This window comes from Pseudomonas sp. SIMBA_067, assembly GCF_046534675.1.
Classification (GTDB): domain Bacteria; phylum Pseudomonadota; class Gammaproteobacteria; order Pseudomonadales; family Pseudomonadaceae; genus Aquipseudomonas; species Aquipseudomonas putida.
This window is the reverse complement of sequence record NZ_JAWRYH010000269.1, coordinates 1-284: the sequence shown is the minus strand read 5'-3', so window position 1 is coordinate 284 and position 284 is coordinate 1. Positions and strand designations below refer to the sequence as shown.

At 53.2% G+C, this 284-nt stretch carries 1 protein-coding gene; it reads left to right on the top strand.

Features of this window, described 5'->3' with window-relative positions:
• A partial coding sequence (locus SB765_RS29035; RefSeq protein ID WP_410932405.1) for a triose-phosphate isomerase occupies positions 1-284 on the top strand: 284 nt, incomplete at both ends.

Genomic DNA, 284 nt, shown 5'->3' with positions numbered 1-284 from the left:
CAGCACCGCGAATTTTTTCGCGGTGCTGAAAGAGCAGGGCCTGACTCCGGTTCTGTGCATCGGTGAAACCGAAGCTGAAAACGAAGCGGGCAAAACTGAAGAAGTTTGCGCACGTCAGATCGACGCGGTACTGAAAACTCAGGGTGCTGCGGCATTCGAAGGTGCGGTTATCGCTTACGAACCCGTATGGGCAATCGGTACTGGCAAATCTGCAACTCCGGCTCAGGCACAGGCTGTTCACAAATTCATTCGTGACCACATCGCTAAAGTTGACGCTAACATCG